This is a genomic window from Nocardia sp. CA-084685 (assembly GCF_050955785.1).
In the GTDB taxonomy this organism is placed as follows: Bacteria; Actinomycetota; Actinomycetes; order Mycobacteriales; family Mycobacteriaceae; genus Nocardia.
The window spans coordinates 6,325,240-6,343,203 of record NZ_CP192094.1 but is presented as its reverse complement, the minus strand read 5'-3'; the positions used below and the strand labels follow the sequence as shown (position 1 = coordinate 6,343,203).

The 17,964-nt window shown below is 65.7% G+C and carries 13 protein-coding genes and 2 pseudogenes; 11 read left to right on the top strand and 4 right to left on the bottom strand.

What is annotated here, in order from left to right; translation table 11 throughout:
* Nucleotides 1-20 precede the first annotated feature (20 nt).
* Together ACQP2U_RS28235 and ACQP2U_RS28230 are read left to right on the top strand one after the other, a co-directional pair.
* The gene (locus ACQP2U_RS28235; RefSeq protein ID WP_433710228.1) at nucleotides 21-863 is read left to right on the top strand and encodes an alpha/beta fold hydrolase; all 843 of its coding nucleotides are present in this window, start codon (nucleotides 21-23) and stop codon (nucleotides 861-863) included.
* Nucleotides 864-1,034: 171 nt separating this feature from the next.
* Complete coding sequence (locus tag ACQP2U_RS28230) at nucleotides 1,035-2,984, top strand: primary-amine oxidase (protein WP_433710227.1); 1,950 nt, start codon at nucleotides 1,035-1,037, stop codon at nucleotides 2,982-2,984.
* Nucleotides 2,985-3,073: 89 nt separating this feature from the next.
* Here the strand turns inward: ACQP2U_RS28230 and ACQP2U_RS28225 are convergent, their stop codons facing one another.
* Nucleotides 3,074-4,063, bottom strand: a complete 990-nt coding sequence (locus ACQP2U_RS28225; protein ID WP_433710226.1) for a response regulator transcription factor — start codon at nucleotides 4,061-4,063, stop codon at nucleotides 3,074-3,076.
* A 111-nt stretch (nucleotides 4,064-4,174) separates the two neighbouring features.
* On the opposite strand from ACQP2U_RS28225, the gene ACQP2U_RS28220 reads away from it, so the two are divergent.
* The 9 genes and pseudogenes from ACQP2U_RS28220 (at nucleotide 4,175) to ACQP2U_RS28180 (ending at nucleotide 14,018) form a co-directional block, all read left to right on the top strand.
* A complete protein-coding gene (locus ACQP2U_RS28220) occupies nucleotides 4,175-5,908 on the top strand; it encodes an amidohydrolase (protein WP_433710225.1) in 1,734 nt (577 codons plus the stop codon).
* A 365-nt stretch (nucleotides 5,909-6,273) separates the two neighbouring features.
* Nucleotides 6,274-7,011, top strand: coding sequence for an IclR family transcriptional regulator (locus ACQP2U_RS28215; RefSeq protein WP_433710224.1), 738 nt, complete (start codon nucleotides 6,274-6,276; stop codon nucleotides 7,009-7,011).
* A 165-nt stretch (nucleotides 7,012-7,176) separates the two neighbouring features.
* Nucleotides 7,177-8,275: pseudogene (locus tag ACQP2U_RS28210) on the top strand (aromatic ring-hydroxylating dioxygenase subunit alpha).
* Nucleotides 8,276-8,281: 6 nt separating this feature from the next.
* Nucleotides 8,282-9,279, top strand: a pseudogene (locus ACQP2U_RS28205) (PDR/VanB family oxidoreductase).
* Between the two features lie 81 nt (nucleotides 9,280-9,360).
* The gene (locus tag ACQP2U_RS28200) at nucleotides 9,361-9,975 is read left to right on the top strand and encodes a PadR family transcriptional regulator (RefSeq protein ID WP_433710223.1); all 615 of its coding nucleotides are present in this window, start codon (nucleotides 9,361-9,363) and stop codon (nucleotides 9,973-9,975) included.
* Between the two features lie 84 nt (nucleotides 9,976-10,059).
* Nucleotides 10,060-11,196, top strand: a complete 1,137-nt coding sequence (locus ACQP2U_RS28195; protein WP_433710222.1) for a cupin domain-containing protein — start codon at nucleotides 10,060-10,062, stop codon at nucleotides 11,194-11,196.
* Nucleotides 11,193-12,023: a fumarylacetoacetate hydrolase family protein gene (locus tag ACQP2U_RS28190; protein ID WP_433710221.1), complete on the top strand. Its 831-nt coding sequence runs from the start codon at nucleotides 11,193-11,195 to the stop codon at nucleotides 12,021-12,023. Before ACQP2U_RS28195 ends, ACQP2U_RS28190 begins: the two co-directional genes overlap by 4 nt.
* Nucleotides 12,023-12,727: a maleylpyruvate isomerase family mycothiol-dependent enzyme gene (locus ACQP2U_RS28185; protein ID WP_433710220.1), complete on the top strand. Its 705-nt coding sequence runs from the start codon at nucleotides 12,023-12,025 to the stop codon at nucleotides 12,725-12,727. The genes ACQP2U_RS28190 and ACQP2U_RS28185 overlap by 1 nt, the downstream gene beginning before the upstream one ends.
* 43 nt (nucleotides 12,728-12,770) lie before the next feature.
* On the top strand, nucleotides 12,771-14,018 hold the full coding sequence (locus ACQP2U_RS28180) for an FAD-dependent monooxygenase (RefSeq protein ID WP_433710219.1): 1,248 nt from the start codon (nucleotides 12,771-12,773) through the stop codon (nucleotides 14,016-14,018).
* Nucleotides 14,019-14,100: 82 nt separating this feature from the next.
* On the opposite strand, the gene ACQP2U_RS28175 is transcribed toward ACQP2U_RS28180, so the two are convergent.
* The 3 genes from ACQP2U_RS28175 to ACQP2U_RS28165 form a co-directional block, all read right to left on the bottom strand.
* Nucleotides 14,101-15,564 (bottom strand): APC family permease, encoded by a 1,464-nt coding sequence (locus tag ACQP2U_RS28175; protein WP_433710218.1) that lies wholly within the window; start codon nucleotides 15,562-15,564, stop codon nucleotides 14,101-14,103.
* Nucleotides 15,565-15,706: 142 nt separating this feature from the next.
* A complete protein-coding gene (locus ACQP2U_RS28170) occupies nucleotides 15,707-17,137 on the bottom strand; it encodes an amidase (RefSeq protein ID WP_433710217.1) in 1,431 nt (476 codons plus the stop codon).
* A gap of 36 nt (nucleotides 17,138-17,173) precedes the next feature.
* Complete coding sequence (locus ACQP2U_RS28165) at nucleotides 17,174-17,944, bottom strand: SDR family NAD(P)-dependent oxidoreductase (RefSeq protein WP_433710216.1); 771 nt, start codon at nucleotides 17,942-17,944, stop codon at nucleotides 17,174-17,176.
* Nucleotides 17,945-17,964 lie beyond the last annotated feature (20 nt).

Below are 17,964 nucleotides of genomic sequence, written 5' to 3'. Positions count from 1 at the left end.
CGCGAGACCGGAGACAGACCATGTCGATTCTCACCACCGAGTTCGGTCCCGTCGGATTCTCCGACCACGGAACCGGCCCCGCCCTGGTGTTCATCCACGGCTTCCTGTTCGACAAGCGGATGTGGCAGCCCCAGATCGACCACTTCGTCCCCCTGGGGTACCGGGTGATCTGCGTCGATATGGTCGGTTTCGGCGATAGCGCAACCGACTCGAACATTGTGCTGATGGCCGTCCAGGCACGAGCCGTAGCCGCGGTATTGGACGCCTGCTCGGTCGACTCAGCGGTACTGATCGGTTACTCGATGGGCGGTCAGGTCGTGCTGGACTTCGCCGACCGGCGTCCGGGGAAGGTTGCGGCCGTTGTCCTGTCCGACACCTTCGCGGGCCTCGATCCCGACCAGGGCCGGACCGCACGGCTGGCCCTGGCGAACCGGCTGGAGCACGAGGGCGTACGGGACTACGCGGAGGAATTCCTCCCGATGGTGTTGAGCGAGCGCAGTGTGCGGGAACGACCGGCGGTCGCGGACCGCGCGCGCGAGATGATGGCCGCCGGCCGCCCGGCCGGGGCCGCCGCCGCACTGCGCGGGCGCGCCATGCGACCCGACTACACCGACAACGCCCGCCGCGTGAGTGTCCCGGCACTGGTCGTGGTCGGCGCGGAAGACGTGTTCGACCGTGGTGTGCTCGGCACCGAATTGGCCGAGAACCTGCCCCAGTCTCGGCTGACGGTCATTGCCAAGGCCGGTCACACCCCGAGCATGGAGCGGCCCGACGCGTTCAATGCCACGCTGTCGGAGTTTGTGAACTCGATTCCCTTCCCCCTGGACATCGTGGGCGTTGAGACGACTGTGCCCGGCGTCTGAACTCGAACCACGATCGCCGATCGACCTGTCCCGCGCCAGCCGCAGCGGGGCGGGTCTGTCGGGCGCTGCGCTCGTTCGCATACGAGCAAGATTCCGTGCGCGCAACGACAAGAGTTCGGCGCACCAATAGCGAAGACTTCTCACATTCGCTGGGCCGAGAAGGAGCTACTGATGCCGACCCGTACACCGCAGGGTGTGGACCATCCGCTCGCGCTGCCGACCGCCGGAGAGATCGCCCAAGTGCGGTCGATTGTCGACGCCGCCGGATTGGTCGGGGAGACAACATGTTTCGTCTACGTCGGGCTCGAGGAACCGGATAAATACACGCTTTACAACGGTGTCGGCGAGGCTGCGACCGAGCGCCGATTCCGGGTCATGTTGCACGATGTGGACCGGCCCGCCGCCCTAGATCTGGTGGTGTCGCTGACAACCGGAAAGGTGGTCGCCCGCCGCACACTCGACGCGGTGGCCGACGGCCAATTGCCCGTGCTCGACGAGGAATTCGAACTGGTCGAGAGCATTCTCGCGGTACACCCCGCATGGCTCGACGCATTGGCGGCGCGCGGGCTCGACGTGGCGCAGGTGCGCGTCGCGCCGCTGTCGGCCGGTGTCTTCGATTACCCAGGGGAGCAGGGTCGCCGGATTCTGCGCGGGCTGGCATTTCATCAGCGCCACGAGAAGGATCACGCCTGGGCCCATCCGGTCGACGGCCTGGTCGCCTTCGTCGATGTGATGGCTCGGGAAGTGCTGCGGGTCATCGACACCGGTCCGGTGGCCGTCCCGGAGGAGGCGGGCAATTTCGACGATCCCGCCGTGACCGGGCCGCCGCGCACGACCCAGCGGCCTATCGAGATCACCCAGCCGCAGGGTCCCAGCTTCACGGTGGACGGCAACCTCGTGGAGTGGGAGAAGTGGTCGCTGCGAGTCGGATTCGACGCGCGCGAGGGACTGGTGTTGCACCAGATCGGATTTCGCGACGGCGACCGGGTGCGGCCGATCATTCACCGGGCGTCCATCGCGGAGATGGTTGTGCCCTATGGCGATCCGTCGCCCGTGCGGTCCTGGCAGAACTACTTCGACACCGGAGAATACCTGGTCGGCCGGTACGCCAACGCGCTCGAACTGGGCTGCGACTGCATCGGTGACATCACCTACTTCGATGTGATAGTCGCCGACGAAACGGGTCGGCCACGCACCCTGCACAACGCGATCTGCATGCACGAGGAGGATTTCGGAGTGCTGTGGAAGCACACCGACCTGTGGACCGGTTCGCACGAGGTGCGCCGACAGCGGCGCCTGGTGATATCGTTCTTCACTACGATCGGCAATTACGACTACGGATTCTTCTGGTACCTCTACCTCGACGGCGCCATCGAATTCGAAGTCAAGGCCACCGGCATCGTCTTCACCTCCGCCTATCCCGGCCCCGGCTACCCGTATGCCTCCGAACTCGCGCCCGGACTCGGTGCTCCGTACCACCAGCACCTGTTCAGCGCGCGGCTGGATATGATGATCGACGGGCACCGCAACCGGGTGGAAGAAGTGGAATCCCAACGGGTTCCTATCGGCCCGGACAATCCGCACGGCAACGCCTTCACCCAGCGGCGCACCGTACTGGCCCGGGAATCACAGGCTCAGCGCATGGCCGACAACCGTATCGGGCGCGCCTGGCATATCGTCAATCCCGAGGTGACCAATCGTCTCGGCGGCCCCGTTGGCTATGTCCTGTACCCGGAGGGCAAGGAAACTCTGCTCGCCGCCGATGATTCCCCGATCGCCCGGCGCGCCGCGTTCGCGACCAAGAACCTCTGGGTGACTCGATTCGACCCGGCGGAGCGTTATGCCGCAGGCGATTTCGTCAACCAGCACGCGGGTGGTGCGGGATTGCCCGCGTATGTCGCGGCGGACCGGGATATCGACACCGAAGACCTGGTCATCTGGCACACCTTCGGCCTCACGCACTTCCCGCGCCCGGAGGACTGGCCGATCATGCCGGTCGACTACACCGGCTTCTTTCTCAAACCGGCCGGATTCTTCGACCGCAACCCCGCCCTCGACGTACCCCGCACAGTCTCCACTCACTGCGCGGGGTCCGCCAAACCTGAATCAGGCTGCTGCTGAAGCGAATTCGACACGCAGGTCGGCAAGTATAGCCTTGACTCCGACGACGAGGCGAACCAGGCCCGGGGTGACGCCCGCGGCTCGGGGCGTCAGTTCGGTGCGACTCCCACAATCCGTTCGATGAAGGTGGGGGAGTTGGGATCGCTGCTGGGCAATACGGTTCCGTCACGGACCGCCCGCACGGCGGCGGTGGTGCGGCACGGGACGTTCAGTTTCTGCAAGATCCGTTCGACGTGCGTCATGACGGTTCGCTCGCTGATGCCCATCATGCTGGCGATCCGGCGGTTCGTCGCACCGGTCGTCAGCGCCGTCAGCACCTCCAGCTCGCGGGGCGTCAACTGCCAAGGGAGCACGGTGCGGCGACAGGCAACTATTACCGCCTCGTCCGGTCCGTCCTCGCGGACGAGCTGCACATCGGACCAGCCGTCCGGCATCCGCCACAGGAATCGAAGGGTTCGCACCTCTTGGCGGCCGAAGCGCCGTGCGATCTCGAGGACAACAGGGTCCGAAGTGACGGTGGCGGCGGGCCGGTACGCGACAGATTCGACCGCGTCGCCGCGTACGCGAGAGACGGAGTACCCCGGAGGTATCGGTACACCGGCCGACGGCCGCGTCACGGCCTGAGCCAGCGCGGGAGTCAGCGCGTCGAGCAGCTGGCGGTGGTGTTCATCGAAATGCGCGGCCTCTGCGCTCGCCAAGTGGAGCAGCCCGACGACCGATCCCTGCGGGGTCGCCAGCGCCATCGACACACCGTCGATGATTCCCACGGCTTCGAAATGTTCACGGTAATAGCTGGATTCGCGGAAGCCGAAATCCGTGGCGAGGCACGCCGTGCCCGAGCTGAATAGATAGCGTCCGAAAACTTCATCTACCGGAAGTTTGTCGCAGACAAGTGTGGCGATAGTCGGCGAGACCCCGATCGTTGAAATCGACGTGGCGCGGAAACCGTCCCATACGTCCAGCTGCGCCATATCGGCGCGCATATACGAAGCCAGGGCCGTCAATGTGTCCGACGGCGTGCCGGCCACAATGGTCGATCCCAATTCCGCTGCAAAACCAATATCTTTCAGACCCAGCATCGCTCTGTTTCCTTATATTCCGGGGCCGATCGGTGGCACATGTTCGACAAGCCGGGTATGGGTAATCCTACCGATGGACGCGACCGGTGCCGCAACTGTTGTATCGGTGCTATGAGCAATGAATTCGAGAGTGTGGTTTTCGTCGGCGGCCGGGTGCGCGTCGACGAGAACACCACCGTGGCGGCACTGGGGGTCCGGGACCGCCGGGTGGTGGCGGTCGGCGAACGGGAAGATGTGCTGAGCCGGTGTCCCGGCGCGCGCGTGATCGACGTGAATGGCCTCCTCGTCGTGCCCGGGCTGATCGACGCCCATCCGCACGCCCTGCACTACGGCCTGTTCGAAGCGCCGTTGGTGGATATCAAGAACGCCGGGTCGTGGCCGGATATCGTGGCGGCGGTTCGGGAGCGGGCGGCGTCGACACCGGCCGGTGAGTGGATCATGACCACGCCGGTAGGCGAGGAGCACTACTTCGTGCGGCGCTCGTGGCGTGATCTCACGGAGGGGCGACTGCCCGATGCGTCGGTCCTGGACGAGGCCACGACCGACCATCCGGTCATGGTCCAGGCATGGGCGCCGGAGACCCCGAATATCGCCGTATTCAATTCCGCCGCACTCGCTTTGCTGGGAATCGATCGGGATACGCCCGACAATGAGGGCGGTGTCATCGTCGAGAAGGACGGCTCGGGTGAGCCCACCGGTCGGCTTTCGGGATCGGTGAACAATTACTACAACCACACCCAGGATCAGTTCTGGCGCAGCATCTGGACCCAGATTCCGTACATCCAGCCACCGTTGGTGCCCGCGGGATTGGCCAGTGCGATCCAGGGGCAGCATGCCCTCGGCGTGACGACGATCTACGAAGCGCACTCCATGGACGCGCAGCTGATCGGGGCGTACATCGGCATGAACCGGGCGGGGGCGCTGAACCTGCGGGTGCTCGCCTCCATCGACCTGCTCGGCAGCGCGACGACCATCGACATCCAGGTGCCGGACGAGGCGCAACTGCTCGAGGATCTGGCGACAGCCGAAGCGATTCAAGGCGACTACGGTGAGATGTTGCGCGTGCGCGGCGTGACATTGACGGCCACGGGCCCGATTCCCAACGGGCACATGGTGATGCGCCAGCCCTATGTCGACTACAAGGGCCACTCGTGCACCGGACACTGGGTCATTCCGCAGCCACTGCTCGAGAAGGCGATTCGCGCCGCGGCCGAGCGCGGGCTGCGGGTCAACTTCTGTGGCGGTGGGCTCGGTGAGCATGATTTCATCCTTGGATACCTCGACAAGCTTCGTGACGACGGCGTGATCGACGGCTCCGAACATTGGATCTTCCAGCACTCGTTTTTTCTCGCCGAGGAACAGGCCGAGCGCTACGCCGATCACGGCTTCCGGATCACGGTCGCTCCGGGCGCCACCACCGGCGACGGCCCGGTCGTTCGGGAGCGCATGGGCGCCGATCTGCTCGCCGATTGGAACCCGTTCCGTCGGATGGTCGACGCCGGGATTCCGGTCGCGGCCAGCACCGATTGGGGCCCGAAGAACCCCTGGGACTGCATGGCGCTGTCGGTGACCCACGAACTCGGCAAGGGCCCGGAGCGCAATGATGGTCCGGCGCAAGTGGTTACGCGTCAGGAAGCGTACGCCATGTGGGGGCGCAAGGCCTCGGAGGTGCTGGAGTGGGAAGGCATCGGCGATCTGCGTCCGGGCAGTTACGCGGACGTGGTGCTGCTCGATCGTGATCCGGTGGAGTGCCCGATCGAGGACCTGCCCGGGACCCAGGTGATCGCCACGCTCGTCGGTGGGCGCGTCGTGTCGGGTGCGCTGCCGGAAGTCGCACCGCGGTAGGTCGATCAGCGCGTGAAACCTACGGGTCGGACGAGACCGTTGCCCAACGCCGGTCCGCTGCTCTCGGTGAGCGTGTGCGGCGACAGCGCCAACGGCAGTTTCGGATGCCGGAGAGCGGTGGATTTGGTAAGCGGGGCTGTCCAGCGGGGGATGGACGCCGCCGTGCAGGGGTTCGACCGCACTCTCGCGCATGGAAACTCCTCGTGGGTCGAAATCAATTGCGCCGAAAGACATTCGGCCGAATCGGTTACGGGATCGGTGGAATGTCCACTCAGCATCGGCTACCCGGGATCGACTGGACGCGCACATTTTTATTGAATGAGCGACTTTCGAAGATTCTTCTGCATGGAATATAGAATTCTATTGTGAAGAACAAACCTGCGTACAGTATCGAATCGGTCGACCACGCGCTGCGGCTCGCGGTGATGCTGCAACAGGAGGGGCCGATGCGGGTCGCGGAGGTGGCGGAGCGGCTCGGGGTCGCCCGGTCGACGGCCCATCGACTGCTCGCGATGTTGGTCTACCGCGATTTCGCTGAACAGGATGACGAGCGCCGTTACATCGCGGGTGCGGTCCTGCGGCCCGCCGATCCCGGGGTGCCGGTGGCGAGACTTCGCGAGGTTGCACTGCCGGTGCTGCGGCGGCTGATGGACCGATGCGGTGAGACAGTGCATTTGATGATGCTCGCGGGGACCGAGGTCCGGTTTGTCGCCTCGGCGGAATGCGACGCCGTACTTCGAGTCGGCGACCGTGAAGGGCGGGTGCTGCCCGCCCACCTGGCCTCAGGAGGGCAGGCCATGCTCGCCGCATTGCCGGACGCCGATATCGAACGGCGCTACGCCGACACCGGAGTCGATGTGGCGGTGCTGCGCCGCGACCTGAGGAAAGTGCGGCGGAACGGATTCGCGATCAACAATCAGCGCACGGAGACCGGCCTGACGGCACTCGGCCGCACCCTCCCGGGCGCGCGGCTGGCGATATCCATCGCGATGCCGACCGCCCGCTATGACCGGCTGCGGATCCCGGAGTGGGCAACCGGTCTCGCGGCGGCCGCGGCTGATCTCGAAACGGAACTCGAACAGAAGGGTGTCCAGTTGACCTAGCCCTCCCCGGAGGTCCACTTGCTCATGGAAGCGGCTGTGGCACAGGGTGTTCCGGGAACGTCGCCGAACACCCTATGCAATACCTCTCTACAGAGGTATGGTGCGTGTCACATTCAATGCCTATCTCCATAGGTATTTCCCTCTGAGTCGCCAACTGGAGGAGCCATGACGGTCACAGATATCAAGAACTCGACCGTGAACAAGGTGCTCGGACATCCTCTCAACGCTTGGTACGTCGCGGCCTGGGATCACGAGGTCAACGCGAACTCTGGTCGCGCAGGGTCGCCGGTCGTCCGCTCGTGCTGTATCGGACCGGCGATGGACGCCCTGTCGCGCTCGCCGACGCCTGCTGGCACCGGCTTGCGCCCCTGTCGATGGGCAAGCGAGTGGGCTCCGACGAGGTGCAGTGCCCGTATCACGGTCTGCGGTACAGCTCCGCGGGCCGGTGCACCTACATGCCCGCGCAGAGCGCGATCAATCCGAGCGCCATGGTGCCGTCGTTTCCGGTGATCGAGCGGCACCGGTTTCTGTGGGTCTGGCTCGGTGATCCCACCCTCGCTACTCCTGACACCGTGCCCGATATGCATCACATGAACTCCCGGACTGGGCCGGTGATGGTTCCACGATTCCCGTCAAGGCCAACTACCAGCTGGTTCTCGACAATCTGATGGACCTGACCCACGAGGAATTCGTCCACGCCGGGAGTATCGGCCAGGCCGAGCTCAGCGAGTCGGATTTCGAGGTCACCCACGACGACCGCATGGTAACGGTCGCCAGGTGGATGCTCGATATCGAGCCACCCCCCTTCTGGCGCAAGAACATGCGCGACAAGTTCCCCGGCTTCGAGGGCAAAGTCGACCGCTGGCAGATCATCCGCTTCCAGGCGCCGTCCACCATCTGTATCGACGTCGGTGTCGCCAAGGCCGGAACCGGTGCGCCGGAAGACGATCGGAGCCAGGGTGTCAACGGCTTTGTCATGAATACGATCAGCCCGGAGACCGACCGGACGTCGAACTACTTCTGGGCATTCATGCGCGACTATTGCCTCGGCAGTCAGCTCATCACCACCCAGCTCCGCGATGGCGTCGCGCGGGTGTTCCGTCAGGACAAGGACATGCTCGTGGCTCAGCAGGCGGCCATCGACGCCAATCCCGATTACGAGTTCTACAGTCTCAATATCGATCTCGGCGGCATGTGGGTGCGACGGCTCATCGAGCGAATGCTCGAGGCCGAACAGCTCATGTCCGTGGCGAGTGGGAAGTAGGACGCCATGGCCGCGAACGCACAAGTGATCTGGCAGACGGGTCGCGTCATCGAAGCCGTGCTGGTCGCCACGGGCATCCAGCGGATTGTGGTGCGCACCGAAAAGCCTGGTGCCGCACCACCGGGATCCCACATCGATGTGGTCATTCAGGCCGAGGGTCGCAGCGATATCCGATCGTATTCGGTGGTGAGCGCCAGCCCCGACGGGAGCGAACTGGTGATCAGCGTCAACCTGGCACCGGACTCACTTGGCGGGTCACGTTTCATGCACATCCTCCAGCCGGGGGACGAACTGCGAATGACCCAGCCACTCCAGAACTTTCCACTACGTATCGGCGCACCTCGATACGTCCTGCTGGCCGGTGGAATCGGCATTACCGCCATCGCCGAGATGGCACGGGTGCTGCATCGGGTGAAAGCGCGGTACACGCTCGTGTACGTCGGCCGTAGCCGCGATCGGATGGCCTATCTCGACGAGCTCACCGAAATTCACGGCGGCGATATCCGGGTCCACGTCGACGACGAAGGCACATCCCTCGACGCGGGGGCGCTCGTCGACGAGATCGCCGCGGACTGGCCGACGGAGTTGTATATGTGCGGGCCGATCCGGCTCATGGACGCCGTTCGGCGACGATGGCACAACCGGGCCTGCCCGCCGCGGATCTGCGGTACGAGACATTCGGGAACAGCGGGTGGTACGAACCCGAGGAGTTCGTCGTCTGCCTTCCCGCGTTGGGTATCGAGACGACGGTCGGGCGCGGGCGATCCCTGCTCGAAGCGCTGGAAGACGTTGGCGCGAAAGTGATCTCGGATTGCCGCAAGGGCGAATGTGGACTGTGCCAAATTCGGGTCGTGCGTGTCGAGGGCCGGATCGACCACCGTGATGTCTTCTTCAGTGACGAGCAGAAGAAGGCATCGCCCAAGATGTGCGCGTGCGTGTCCCGTGCGGTCCTCGATCCGAGCAAAGTCGGCTCTCGTGCCGTGCTGACCGTCGACATTCCCTGATCGGATCAGCCAGGACACGCGGGCCATGCCTCGAACGCGGCCGGTGACGACAATGTCGACCTCGATCGTGAGAATGGAGTCATGAGCCTGCGTTACGCCCTCCTCGCCCTGCTCACCGCGCGACCGCTGAGCGCGTACGACATCGCGAAGCAGTTCGGTACGTCGGTGGGATTCGTCTGGTACGCACCGGACTCGCAGATCTACCCGCAGCTGCGGAACATGGAGGAGGAGGGCCTGGTCGAGGCCACCGAGTTGCCCGCAGGAGGGCGACGCGTCAAGCGGGAGTATCGAATCACCGACGAGGGTGTTCGCCAGTTTCGTGACTGGATCAATGATCCGGGGGTGTACCAGCGGGAGCGCGATACCCACCGGCTCAGGGCCGCGTATCTGGAATGGGCGCGGCCGGAATCCGCACGCGAGCATATGGAACGGCACATCGAGTTCCACCGGGAACAGATCGAACAGTGGTCGGCTGTCCGGGCCGCCATACTCGACCGGACCAACCCCACGCTGGCGGCTCGGCTGGCCAGCTCTCCTCCGGAGCAGCATGAACGGATCATCGCGTTCAAAGCCTTCGCGTACGACGGCTTGATCGAGCGCGCTCGTACCGAGATCGCTTGGGCGGAGCGTGGTTTGGAGCTGGTCGACAAGTTTGCCGCCGACCCGACGCCGACCGCTGCCCAGCGGCGAGCCTGAGCGGTTCCCGGATGACGTCGGCTTACCTATTCTGCCAATCAGAATCTTATGTTCTGTTGAGAGGAACAATGTCACCGTAGTCGCATGAGTGTTGACGACTCCCCGGTTCGCCTACAGGCAGTGGCCGCACCGGACCAACCTGATGTGCCCCCTGACCTCGAGCGGCTCTATCGCGGCTTCGAGGAGGAACTCCTGGTCCCGTTGTGGACCCAGATCGGCGATCTCATGCCCGCGTACCCGCGGTCACAGGCAGTTCCACATCTGTGGAAGTGGGAGGCCCTGCGCAAGCTCGCCGAGCAGGCGGGGGACCTGGTTCCCGTGGGCCGTGGCGGTGAGCGCCGCGCTATCGCACTGGCGAATCCCGCGCTGGGCGGGCGCCCCTTCGCGACACCGACATTGTGGGCCGCCATCCAGTACCTGCTGCCGGGTGAAGACGCCCCCGAGCACCGCCATACCCAGCACGCCTTCCGGTTCGTCGTGGAAGGGTCCGGTGTGTGGACGGTCGTCGGCGGCGACCCGGTCCCGATGAACCGCGGCGACTTCCTGCCCCAGGCCGGATGGAACTGGCACGCTCACCACAACGCGACCGCCGAGCCGATGGCGTGGATCGACGGCCTCGACATACCCTTCCAATACCTCACCGAGACACAGTTCTTCGAGTTCGGCCGCGACCAGATCAGCGCGGAGGAACGCGACACTCCGCGGCGTTCCCGCTCCGAGCGACTGTGGGGGCACCCGGGGCTGCGGCCCGTCGCCGCCCAGCATCTCACCGCTGGCAGCCCACTGCTCGCCTACAAGTGGGAATTCACCGATCGCGCTCTCGCCGACCAGCTCGCTCTCGAGCGGGAAGGGCACGGCGGCACCGTCGAGCCGGGACATGCCGCGGTCCGCTACACCAACCCCGCCGACGGCCGAGATGCCCTGCCCACCATGCGAACCGAATTCCACCGGGTGGTGCGCGGCATCGACACCGCACCGGTGCGCGAGACGGGTTCATCGGTCTACCAGGTCTTCGACGGCGCGGGCACCGTGACCGTAGGAGACACGACCTGGTCGGTGACTCGCGGAGACCTCTTCGTCGTCCCGTCCTGGGCGCCCTTCTCCGTCAAGTCCGAGGCGAGCGCCACCGACTCCGACTCCGGGGCCCTGGACCTGTTCCGTTTCTCCGACTCCCCGATCTTCGAGGCACTCCAGCTCGACCGGAAAGAGGTAACTCGATGAGGCTGGCCACAATTCGCACCACCGACGGAACGCGCGCCGTCAAGCTTGAGAACGACAGGCTGGTCGACCTCGGCGCTCCAGACCTCGGCGCGTTCCTGGCCCACGCGGAGTGGGCGACACGGGCCGGTGCGGCAACGGGCCCGACCTATGCCGTCGACGGAGCCGATTTCGCACCGCTGGTGCCGAACCCGTCGAAGGTTCTCTGCGTAGGCCACAACTACACGAACCACATCAAGGAAATGGGCCGGGAACTTCCCGAATACCCCACGCTGTTCCCGAAATTCGCCGATACGCTTGCCGGTGCCAACGACCCGATCGGCAAACCCCAGGAAACCCGCGCGCTGGACTGGGAAGTCGAGCTCGTCGTCGTGATCGGTCAGCCGGTTCGCCGGGCGACCGAGCCGGAAGCCGCCGCAGCGATCGCGGGATTCACCGTGATGAACGATATCTCCGTGCGGGACTGGCAGTTTCGCACCATCGAATGGACACAGGGCAAGATCTGGGACTCCTCGACCCCGGTCGGGCCGTATCTGGTCACTCCCGACGAGGTCGGTGGGGTGCGCCCCGCATTGCGGGTGCGCACGATCGTCGACGGCCGAATCATGCAGGAGGACAACACCGGCACCCTGCTGTTCGATCCGGTCGAACTCGTGCGGTACGCCTCCACCATCATTCGCCTCAATCCCGGGGACCTCATCGCCACCGGCACACCCGCGGGAGTCGGGCACGCCCGCGACCCGAAGGTCTACCTGGTCGGCGGCGAGACCCTGGTCACCGAGATCGAAGGTGTGGGCGCGTGCACCAACAAGATCGTCGAGGAGTCCTAGTGGCACGCGGTTTCCAAGACGGGCTCGACTGGATGCGTCATGGCACCAAGGTCCTGCTCAACGTGATAGAGCTCGGCGAATTCGACTATGCCGCAGACACTCCGCTGCCGGGCTGGACCCGCAAACACGTGGCCGCCCATGTGGCGGCCAATGCTGAGGCGCTGGGCAATCTCCTGCGTTGGGCCGCGACCGGCGAACGGACGCCGATGTACGCGTCGCCGGAAGAACGGGCGGCGGGGATCGAGGCGGGCACTCGGTTGCCGGACACCGAGCTCACCGCATGGCTGTGCTCGTCTGCCGAGCGGCTCGATGCGGCGATGGCCGACCTCGAGCCCGCCGACTGGGCGGCGAAAGTGGTTACCGCGCAGGGCCGTACCGTTGCCGCGACGGAGATTCCGTGGATGCGTGCGCGGGAAGTCTGGGTGCACGCGGTCGACCTGTCGAGCGGCCTCGCGCTCGGCGTCACCTTCGCCGACCTGCCCGCCGGTTATTTGGCGGCCCTGTGCGACGACGCTGTCGCCAAACGGTCCGCGGGATCCGGTCCCGCGCTCCTGCTGGTGGCCACCGATGTGGACAGATCCTGGGAACTCCCGGGTGACGGCTCCGCTACGAGGATCTCGGGGCCGCTCGCAGAGGTGGCCGCGTACCTGACGGGCCGACCCTGCGGCTTCTCCCACGCCCCGGCCCTGGGGCCGTGGCTCTGACGTGTACGGCCGAATGAGGCCAGGCAGAAAGGATTTGGCCCAGATGGGTGACCTGAAGCAGGACGTGATCATTGTCGGGGGCGGGATCGGCGGTCTCGCGGCTGCATACTCCCTCTCCCACCAGGGATTGCGCGTCCGGGTGCTCGAACAGGCGGCGGCGTTCGGCGAAATCGGCGCGGGTATTCAGCTCGCTCCGAATTGCACTCGTATCCTGGATGATTACGGATTGCTCGACGAGGCGAAGAGCCTCGGCGTGCTACCGGCGAACATGATCATGCGGGACGCGGTCGACGGCAGCGAGCTGACGCGGCTCGACCTGACCGATTTGGAGCGGCGTTACGGCTTTCCCTATCTGGTGATCCATCGCAGCGACTTGCACGGTCTGCTGCTGCGTGCCTGCCAACGCGCCGGTGTCGACCTGGTGACGGACCACACGGTGGTCGCTTACGAGAACACCGCCGCCGGAGAGCGGGTGCGGCTCGCCGACGGGCGGACCGAACAGGCGGATCTCGTGATCGCGGCCGACGGACTGCATTCGGTCGCCCGCGCACAATTCGTCGACGACGAGCCCGTCGATTCGGCCTATGTGGCGTACCGCGGAACCGTCCCGATAGCACAGGCCACCGTCCGCGATATCGACCTCTCCGAGGTCGTGGTCTATGTCGGGCCGCGCTGCCACTTCGTCCACTACGGCCTGCGCGGCGGCGAACTGCTCAACCAGGTCGCCGTCTTCGAATCCCCGAAGGCGCTGGCCGGCGCCGACGACTGGGGCTCCCCGGATGAACTGGATACCGCCTTCGCGCACACGTGTTCGACCGTGCGGCAAGGCCTTCCGTTCATGTGGCGGGACAAGTGGTGGCGGATGTTCGACCGCGACCCGATCATGACATGGGTCCGCGGCCGCGTCGCCCTGCTGGGCGATGCGGCGCATCCGCCCCTGCAGTACATCGCGCAGGGAGCCATTATGGCGATCGAGGACGGCTGGGTGCTGGGGGAGCACGTCGCCCGGCGGAAACGGGCGGACGGCTCGGTCGACTGGACGGCCGTCCTCGCGGCGTACGAAGCCGTGCGCTCCGAACACTGCCGCCGCGTCCTGAACACCTCGCGCGCCTGGGGTGAACTGTGGCATCTCGACGGGATCGCGCGCCTGCGGCGCAATAGGTTGCTGGTGGACCGCGACACCTACGACTACTCGTTCGTGGACTGGCTGTACGGCCCGACCGCGATCCTGCCCGAGGAGGAGCCCGCGATCTTCCAGCCCATCCCGCTCTCCGCTGTCGAGGTCGGCTGAGCCCAGGAGCTGAAACGCCGAGCGGTGCGCTGCCCGAACTACCGTCGGGCAGCGCACCGCTCGCGTGTGGGGTGGTGCCGGATCAGCTCTGCGGAGTGGTGGTCATGAGCTCTGTGATCCGCAGGTAATGCGCTCGACGTTTGGTTCGCAGCCACGTCGCGTAGCAGGCTCCGGCGGCGAAGGTGACCAGGAGCAGTGTCGGAAGCGCATTCACGAACGCATTGGTTGCGCCACTGAGCAATTCGAACTTCTCGACCGCGAGGTAGAGGGCGAAACCGAGGCCCGCGAACGCCACTAGGGGAGCGACGACCGTGGCGAAACCGGGGGTGCTCTTCACTCGACGGAAATAGCCGAAGACGGCGAGGCTCGCGAGACATTGCAGGGCGATGATCCCGACGGTGCCGAAGCCGATCCCCACGGTTCCCAGTCCGACCAGTGGATCGATAGACATTGCCGCACAAGCTAATACGATCACCGCGGTGACGGTTGAAACCACGGCGCTCGCGAGATGCGGGCTGCCGTGCCGGCCGTGCACGCGGCCGAGGGATCGCGGCAGGCAATGCTGGCGGCCCAGGGCGAACAGGTACCGGCTCGCGACATTGTGAATCGAGAGCGTCGTCGCGAACAGGCTGGTCGCCATCAGCACCGCCATCACATCGGCGACCCACGGCGCGAGATAGGCCGCGGTCAGATCGAAGTACATGGTGCCGGTCGACTGGGTGGCCGTGTCGACGATGTGGTCGGCTCCTACGGCTCCGACCGTCACCCAGGAGGTGAGGATATAGAAGCCGCCGATCACCGCCACCGACCCGAAGGTCGCGCGGGCGACGGTGCGTCGTGGATCGCGGGTTTCCTCGGAATACAGTGCGGCGGACTCGAATCCGATGAAACAGGTGAAAGCGAGCATGACGGCGATCCCCGGCGTGCCCGATGTCGCCGCACCGGTGGAGAACGAACCGATCGGAAAAGCCTGCCATCCGAGATGGATGATGACGCTGACCACCAGGCACAACAGGATCGCGAACTCACCGGCGAGCAGGACGGCGATGACCTTCGAACTGAAATCGATCCGTCGGTACCCCAAGACCGCGACGACCAGTCCGCCGATAACGGCATACAGCACCCACGACCCGTCCCACCCGGCGACCTGGATGACCGCCGTGCGGCTGAAGTACGCGACATAGCCGACCGCGCCGGAGATGAACACGATGTAGGACACGACCGCGATGAATGCCGCGCCGAGCCCGATTATGCCGCCGAGCCCTTGCACCACATACGAATAAAAGGCTCCTGTCGACACGATCCGTCGGCTCATCGCCGAGTAGCCGACGGAGAACAGTGCGAGTACGAGGGTGACGCCGACAAAGGTGACCGGTACACCCGCCCCGTTGCCGAGGCCGAACGCGACCGGCACGATGCCGATCACCGCCGCCATCGGCGCCGCGGCGGCGATCACCATCAAAATGACATTCCACGTCCCCAGGGTCTGACGAAGGTTTCCGGTCGCCACGACGCCGGGTTCGGCGGGTTCGGCCGTGGTGTTCATGTTTTCGGGCATTGTGCTGCTGGCTTTCACTAGAGGAACTTGTCCGGCGGACCGCGCGCCGCCAGGACGGCGAAGGCCGCCACCGCGCGCGCTCGACCGGTGTGGTCAGTCACGTGCGGTAGCGGCCCGTCGTTATGTCTCGTCAGGGCTTGCGGGGATCGATCGGGGTGATGATCTTCGATCGGCTTTCGATGACTTCGCCCGCTCGCAGCAGGGCATCCTCGTGAAATGCCCTGCCCGCCAGCTGAATTCCCAGCGGCGCGCCCGATGTCGGCACCACCGGTAGGCTGAGCCCCGGCAGCCCGAGTGCCGGGAGGGCGGTATTCGGCCACTGATGCCGGATGAGTTCGTGCACCCGGGCGGCCGACTGCGTGTCGTCACCGAGCGGGAAGGGCGGTTCGCCGGACAGTGGCAGCAACAGCAGCGGGTAGCGATCCATGAACTCCGAGATCTGGCGCCGCAGCAGCGAGAGTCGGGCTTGAGTCGCGAGGTAGTCCTCCAGCGCGACGGTCCCGAACGCCTCTACGACCGCTACATCGCTGTAGTCCATGAAGGCCCGGATTCCGGCGTCGCCGACACGTTCGACCTCGGCGAAAACCCCGAAGGCCCGCAATTCGGTATACGTTAGCTTCCACCACAGGGTCGCGGCTTCACCCAGGGCCTGCAGCGCCACCTCTTCCACCTCGTACCCGGCGGCGGTGAGCCAATCGCCCGCGGTCCGCACCGCCGAATCCGTTTGCGGCAGTCCGCGTCCGGCGAGTGCGTGCTCGCCGGGATCGGTGACGACCGCGACGCGCACCGGGCCCGCGTCGGGAAGGTCCTGCGCCGGTATCCACACCGGATCACGGACGTCCCCGCCCTGCATCGCCCGCAGGCCGAGACGGACATCGGCGACCGTCCGCCCCATCGGGCCCTCGACCCCGAAATGCTGGAAGGCCAACAGCATGCCGGTGCCGGGCGCCGGATGCCACAGCGGCACCCGTCCCACCGTGGGCCGCAGACCGACCACACCGCAGACCGCGGCCGGGTAGCGAATCGAACCCGCGATGTCATTGCCGTGCGCGATGCTCACCACGCCGGTGGCCAGCGCGGCCGCCGCGCCACCGCTGGAGCCGCCCGGAGTCACCGAAGCGTCCCACGGGTTGCGGGTGACACCGAAGCCGTCACTGGTGCTCGACCACATGAACGAGAACGGCGGACAGTTCGTGCGCCCGATCGGAATCGCGCCCGCCGCACGAAGATTCACCACCACCGGTGCCGACTCGGTCGCGATGTTGCCGCGATACGCCTCGACGCCGTCCGGTGTCGGGAGCCCCTCGATATCGGTATTGAGCTTGATGGCGGTCGGGACGCCGTGCAGCGGTCCGAGCCGATCGCCCCGGGCGACCGCCGCGTCGGCGGTCTTGGCCAGATCGAGAGCGTTCTCCAGCACCTCGCCGAAGGCGTTCGACACCGCGTTCGTCGCCTCCAACCGGGCAAGGGCGGACGTCACGGCCTCGGTCGAGGAGATCTCCCCGTCGCGAATCCCGCGTGCGGTCTGTTCGGCGGACCAGCGCCACAGTTCAGTACTCATGGTTCTTGTTTCCCATCGGTTCTCTGGCTGCCCGGGTCACGCCGGAAAGTTCGATCGGGCGTGGAAGCCGTAGTCGGCGACGAGTGAAACACCGTTCACCGCAATAGAATTGGGCGACATCAAGCTCAACACCAGCCACGCGATGTGCTCGGCGGTGCTCACCGGGTAGTCGACCCCCTCGAAAGACTCGATCTCCATCGCTTCTCGCGCCAGCGGTGTGTCGACGATAGAGGGGCAGACGCTGTTCACTCGAATGCCGTGCGGCGCATGCAGTTCCACCGACAAAGCCCGGGTGAATTGCACGATCGCGCCCTTGGACGCGTTGTAGGCGAGCATGCCGGGAACTGCCACGAATCCGGAATCGCTGCCGATCAGCGTGAACGTCGGGGCCGTTCCCTTCTTGAGGTGGGGCAGGACGGCCTTGGCGGTGAGGAAGGGGCCGAGGACGTTGACACGCTGCACGTCCAGGAACTCGTCCGCCGCTACCTCGTCGACCTCTTGTCCCAGTAGTCCGGCGATGCCCGCACTACTGACGACATGATCGAGGCCGCCGAGTTCCGCGGTGATCTGTTCGATGGCGGCGTTGAGCGACGCTTCGTCCGAGACGTCGGCTGTCGCGCCGACGACCTTCGCGCCAGGGTGTGCGGTACGCAGGGACGTGAGGGCGTTTTGCAGGCGTTCCGGCGATCGGCCGATGATGCCGACCCCGGCTCCCTCGCCGGCCGCGCCTTCGGCAACGGCCAAGCCGATGCCTGAGGTGCCGCCGGCGACAAGAACGTTCCGGCCGGTAATGCCGAGGGTGATCATGGTGCTCCTGGAGAGGGTTG